The organism is Marinitenerispora sediminis, assembly GCF_003336425.1.
In the GTDB taxonomy this organism is placed as follows: Bacteria; Actinomycetota; Actinomycetes; order Streptosporangiales; family Streptosporangiaceae; genus Marinitenerispora; species Marinitenerispora sediminis.
The window spans coordinates 1-5,601 of record NZ_QEIO01000229.1; the positions used below are offsets into that span (position 1 = coordinate 1).

The following is a 5,601-nucleotide window of genomic DNA, read 5'->3' on the forward strand; positions in this document are numbered from 1 at the left end:
GCCCCGAGCCCCAGCCCGAGGGGGTGCCCGCCTGATGGCGCGAACCCGGACCAGACCCGGAGCCCGCCCGGAGCCGGCCACCCGCCACCGGGCCGGCGCCCGGTCGGCCCGCCGAACCGAAGGGAGCCGGGCGTGAACATCGACGGCACGCTGCTCGCCGCCGCCAGCGGGCTGCTGGTGGGCGTCGGGCTGTGGGTGGTGCTGGCGGTGCGGTTCGCCCGCCCGTCGCTCGCCGAACGGCTGGCCGAGCCCGCGCCGCCGCCGGCACCGCGCCGGACCACCGAGGGCGACGCCGGGTTCGCCTCCCGGCTCGGTACCGTCGGCGTCCCGCTGCTGTCCGCCATCGGACTGCCCACCGCGCGGACGCGCCGGGACCTCCAGGTGTGCGAGCGCGACGCCGCCCGGTTCCTCGCGGAGAAGTTCACCAGCCTGCTGCTGGGACTCGCGGTCCCGCCGCTGCTCGGCGCCGCCCTGACGATGACCGGGCTCGAACTGCCCGCGCTGAGCTCGGCGCTCGCGTGGGCGGTGTTCGCCGTCGTCACCTGGGTCGCGCCCGACCTGGCGCTCCGGGACGAGGCACGCAAGCGGCGTGAGAGCATGCGGCACGCGCTCGCCGGGTTCGCCGACCTCGTCGTCGTCTCCCTCGCCGGCGGCGCCGGCGTGACCGGCGCGCTCACCGACGCCTCCGGGACGAGCGGCAGCTGGGCGATGACCCGGATCCGCCACGCCCTGCGCGCGGCCGCCCTGAACCGGCGGCCGCCGTGGACCGCGCTCGGCGAGCTCGGTGAGCGCTACGACGTCCCCGAGTTCGCCGAACTCTCCGCGAGCCTGCGACTGGCCGGCTCCGACGGGGCGCGCGTCCGCGGCTCGCTGGCCGCCAAGGCCCGCAGCCTGCGCACCCAGCACCTCGCCGAACTCGACGCCGACGCCCAGTCCGCCACGGAGCGGATGAGCCTGCCCGTCGTCCTGCTGTTCGCCGGATTCCTCCTGCTGCTGGGCTACCCCGCCCTCAGCCTCGTCCTGTCCGGACTGTGACCCGACTCCGCACCTCCACGAACCACAGAACCAGGAGCTCCCAGTGAACCGAATCCGCGACTTCTTCCTCCGCCGCCGCACCCACGGCCGGGACGGCGGCTACACGACGGAGACCGTGCTCGTCATCGCCCTGCTGGTCGCCCTGGCCGTCGGCGCGGTCGGCGCCATCGCCACCACCGTCCAGAACAGGGCCGAGTCCATCAGCCTGGACTGACGTGCGACCCCACTCTCCTCGCGACGACCGCGGCAGCGCCGAGCTCGTGGTCGCCACGCCGCTGCTGCTGCTGCTCGTGATGCTCGTCATCCAGGCGGCCGTGTGGGTGCACGGCGACCAGGTGGCGACGAGCGTCGCGCAGCGGGCCATCGACGCGGCGCGCACCGCCGAACCGACCGACGCCCAGGCGTACGCGGAGGCGGTCGCCGACGAGCTGGGCGGGTCCCTGCTGGCCGAACGGAGCATCGTGATCGAACGCGGCGCCACCACCACGCGGGTCGTGGTGTCAGCCGAGGTGCCCACCATCATCCCCGGCATGACATGGCCGGTCCGGCACGAGCTGTCCGCCCCCGTGGAGCGGTTCGTGCCGCCCACCCCGGCGGAGGCCGCGCCGTGACCGGCCGGGACCGGGAGCGCGGGTCGGCGGCGGCGGAACTCGCCGTCGTCACCCCGCTGCTCCTCATGTTCGTACTGCTGATGGTCCTGGCCGGACGGGTCACCAGCGCGCACGGCGCGGCCGACGAGGTCGCGCACGCCGCTGCCCGGGCCGCGTCGATGGAACGCGACGCGGCCGGGGCCGAGGCGGCGGGCAACCAGATGGCCGCCTCCGCCCTGGCCAGCCACGGGCTGCGGTGCGCGGACTTCTCGCTCGCCCTCGACCACGGCGGCCTGCAACCGGGCGGTGCCGTGACCGCCGCGCTCGACTGCAACGTCGCCCTCGGCGACCTCTCGCTCCTCAACGTGCCCGGCACCGTCACGGTGCGGGGCGAGTCCACCGTCGTCATCGACACCTTCCGGGGGACACCGTGAACCCTGGCCCGCCGCCACGCGCACCCCGCGGCCCCGCCCGCGCGCCGCACCGGCCGTCCGCCGCCCGGCGGGCGGCCCGCCGGCTGGTCCGGCGCGACGACCGGGGGCAGGTGACGGCGTTCGTCGTCGTCATGACGGGGGCGTTCGTGCTCTGCCTGGGGCTCGTCCTCGACGGCGGCGGGGCGCTGCGGGCCCGCAACGAGGCCGCCATCCTCGCCCAGGAGGCGGCCCGGGTCGGTGCCCAGCAGATCGACTGGGCCGCCTACCGGGCCGGCGACACCACCCGGCTGGACGCGGTCGCTGCCGGGGCCGCGGCCCGCGGCTTCCTCAACAGCTCCGGGGCGGACGGCACGGTCAGCGTCAACGGCGATACGGTGACTGTCACCTGCTCCGTGGACTTCTCCTTCGTCCTCCTGCCGATGCCGGCCACGTCGGTCGACGCGACCGCCAGCGCCCGCCCGTACACCGAGCCCACCGCGTAGCGTCTTCTGGAGGCGGTCATGCGACGAACCCGCAGACTCGGCGCCCTGCTCCTCAGCTCGGCCGTGGTCGTCGGGCTCCCCTACCTGCTGCTGGTGCGCCTGAGCTGGCCCGGCCCCGAGCTGACCTGGGCCAGCCTGCTCGTCCACCTGTCCAGCCTCCAACTGCCGCCGGGGCTGCTCGCCGCCGCCCTCGTCGTGACGCTGTGGGCGCTGTGGGGCCTGTACACGCTCGGCCTCGCCGCCGAGGCCGTGGCCCGGCTGCGCGGCGCGCCCCGCCGGATCCGTCCGCTCGGGCCGCTCCAGATCATCGCGGCCACCGCGATCGGCGGCACCCTCGTCTCGCCCGCGCAGGCGATGGCCGACACCGTCACCGTGTCACTGGACGACGAGACGACCCTGGAGGCCGACGCCGAGCGTGACGCGGCACCGCCGGCCGAGGCGGCGCCGGAGGCCGACGCCGACACCGGCCCCCGGCAGAAGGCCACCGAACGGGCGCGCACCGTCACCGGCTTCGCGCTCAACTCGGCCGGGCTCTCCGAGGACCTGCGCGAGGACCTCGCGACCACGATCGAGCTCATCCGCAAGCACGGCGACCCGGACTCCACCATCCGCATCACCGGGCACACCGACGCCTCCGGCAGCACGGAGGTGAACCTGGCGCTCTCCGAGCAGCGCGCGCGCAGCGTCGCCGACCACATCGCCGAGCAGCTCGGCGACGCGGCCCCCGAGATCGAGGTCGAGGGGGTCGGGTCGGAGCACCAGCGCGAGGGCGACGCCGCGGCGCAGCGCCGGGTGGAGATCAGCTACACGGTCCGCAGCGGGCCGGCGGCGGGCGAGGACCGCGCCGCGGAGGCGGAGACCCCGCAGGACGAGGACCGCGCCGCGCCTCCCGTGGAGGCGGAGACCCCGCGGGACGCCGAGGCGGACGCGGGCGCCGGCGGCGCCGCGGAGACCGAGGACAGCTCCGGCTCCGACTCCCGCGACCCGGAGCCGGAACCGGAGCCAGAACCCGACCTGGAGTCGGACCTGGAGTCGGCGGCGCTCGTCGGCGCGGTGTCGGAGCAGGAGGAGGCGATCGCGGCCGCGGCGGCGGACGGCGCGTCCAGGATCGTGGTCATGGAGATCCCCGACGAGGCGCTCCTCGGCGGCGCCGCGTTCGCCGGAATCCTCGGCGGCTACCTGGTCGGCCGGCGCGGCGGCCCGCGCCTGACCCTCCAGCTGCCCCGCTGGCGGGCCCTCACCGCCGGCACCCACGCCGCGCGCGAGGAGATTCCCGAGCCGCCGCGCCCGCTCCCTCCCGCCGAGGTCGACGACCGGGTCCTCGTGGAGCTCACCCACGTGCCGGGCATCGGCATCACCGGCTCCGGGGCGCGCGGCGCGGCCCGGCGGCTCATCGCCAACGCGCTCACCCCGAGCGCGGAGCACCCGGCGCGCGTCCTCATCACGGACGCCGACGCGGTCGTGCTGCTCGGCACCAACGGCAAGCGGCGGCTCGCCGAACGCCAGCTGGAGTCGGTCCGGGTCGTGGACTCCATGCACGAGGCCCTGACCATCCTCCAGCGCGAGCTGCACTCCCGGGCGGACAGCTCCGTGCGCTCCGACGAGCACGACCCGCTGATCCTGATCGCCACCCCGGACGCCGAGGACGAGGCCGCCCTGTCCGGCCTGCTGCTGCACGGCCAGGAGCGCGGGATCACCGCGGTGCTGCTCGGGCGGTGGCCGCTCGGCGGCAGCTGCACCATCGAGTCGAACGGCCTGATCACCGAGACCAGCCCGCCGCTCAACGGCATCTACCACGCCTACTGGCCGGGGCTGGACGCGGCCCGCGTCAACGAGCTCATCCGCCGGCACCGCGGCGCGCGGGTGGACGAGGACGCCCCGGGGGACTGGAAGCGGCTGTTCGACCAGATCGCCGCCAACGCACCGGAGGAGTCGCCGGCACCGGCCACGGCCGACCGGACGGGCGAGCCGTCCCCGGCGGAGCGGATCGCGACGGAAGAGACCCCGGCCGAACAGCACCCGGCCGAACAGCACCCGGCCGAACCGGCCACGACCGGACGGACCGCGACCGAGCAGAACGAAGGGGCGCGGACCGAGCGGGCGGGCGCCGCGACGACGGAGGAGTTCGACCCGTTCTACGCGTCCGAGACGGCCGAACGGGACTCGGCGGAGCGTCCGGCGGCCACCGAGGCGGAGGTGCAGACGGAGACCGGGCCGGCCGAACCGGCGAACCCGTGGCTGGCGGACGCCCCCACGGTGAGCACGGGGAGCATGGGGAGCACCGGCGGCACCACCGGCAGCACCACCGGCAGCAGAGCCGCCGCGAACTGGCGCGAGTCCGCCGGGACGGGGGAGGACGCCGGCACCGTCACCGAACCCGCCGCGGAGACCCCGCGACAGGACGAGGCTCGCGACGAGGCAGCCGCACCGGGCACCGGTACCGAGCAGGAAGGCCCGGACCAGCGGCCGGTACCGGCCGATTCGGTCGCCGCGCCGACCGAAGCCCCGGCCGACCCGCTCGCCGCACCCGCGCCCACCGGCTCCGCCAAGGACGAGCCGGCCGAACCGGATGAGCCCGGCCGGTCCGTGGCCGCTCCGGCCGAGGCGGCTCAGCAGCAGCCGGAATCCACCATCCCGGCAGCGGACCCGGCGGATCGGCGGCCCGCCGTTTCCCAGCGGACGGGCACCCCGGCCTCGGCGTCGGCCGGGCGAGCCGTGAGCCCCCGGCGCCCGGCGGCACCGCCGTCGGCCCGCCGGTGGCCCAAGCGCCCGCTCACCCCCGCCGCGAACCGGGGCGATGCACCGGCTGCGGCCGAGACTCCGGCGACGGCGGAGACTCGGGCTGCGGCGGACACTCCGGCCACGGCGGAGAGCGGCGCCGAGTCGGCGCCGCAGAACCCGGCTCCTCCGTCCTCCGCTCCGGCGCCCCGGAAGGAGCACCGCCCCGAACCCGAACCGGTCGCGGCGGCTGAGCCGGCCTCCAGCCCCACGCCCGCCACCGAGCCCACGCCGCAGCCCCAGCCCCAGCCCCAGCCTGAGTCCCAGCCCCAGCCCCAGCCT

The 5,601-nt window shown here is 76.6% G+C and carries 6 protein-coding genes; all 6 read left to right on the top strand.

All coding sequences use genetic code 11. The annotated features are described in order from the left end of the window. The first annotated feature begins 132 nt into the window (after positions 1–132). Entirely contained in the window at positions 133–1,035 is a 903-nt protein-coding gene (locus DEF28_RS25315) for a type II secretion system F family protein (protein ID WP_309485810.1), read from the top strand. A gap of 43 nt (positions 1,036–1,078) precedes the next feature. After that, positions 1,079–1,249 (top strand): hypothetical protein, encoded by a 171-nt coding sequence (locus DEF28_RS28175; RefSeq protein WP_181874302.1) that lies wholly within the window; start codon positions 1,079–1,081, stop codon positions 1,247–1,249. Between the two features lies 1 nt (position 1,250). Further along, entirely contained in the window at positions 1,251–1,646 is a 396-nt protein-coding gene (locus DEF28_RS25320; protein ID WP_114397952.1) for a TadE/TadG family type IV pilus assembly protein, read from the top strand. Beyond that, positions 1,643–2,059 (top strand): TadE/TadG family type IV pilus assembly protein, encoded by a 417-nt coding sequence (locus DEF28_RS25325; RefSeq protein ID WP_258862709.1) that lies wholly within the window; start codon positions 1,643–1,645, stop codon positions 2,057–2,059. Before DEF28_RS25320 ends, DEF28_RS25325 begins: the two co-directional genes overlap by 4 nt. Next, positions 2,056–2,541: a pilus assembly protein TadG-related protein gene (locus tag DEF28_RS25330; RefSeq protein WP_233515533.1), complete on the top strand. Its 486-nt coding sequence runs from the start codon at positions 2,056–2,058 to the stop codon at positions 2,539–2,541. Before DEF28_RS25325 ends, DEF28_RS25330 begins: the two co-directional genes overlap by 4 nt. 18 nt (positions 2,542–2,559) lie before the next feature. Beyond that, positions 2,560–5,601, top strand: a 3,042-nt coding sequence (locus DEF28_RS25335) for an OmpA family protein (protein ID WP_114446246.1), incomplete at its 3' end; no start/stop codon positions are given.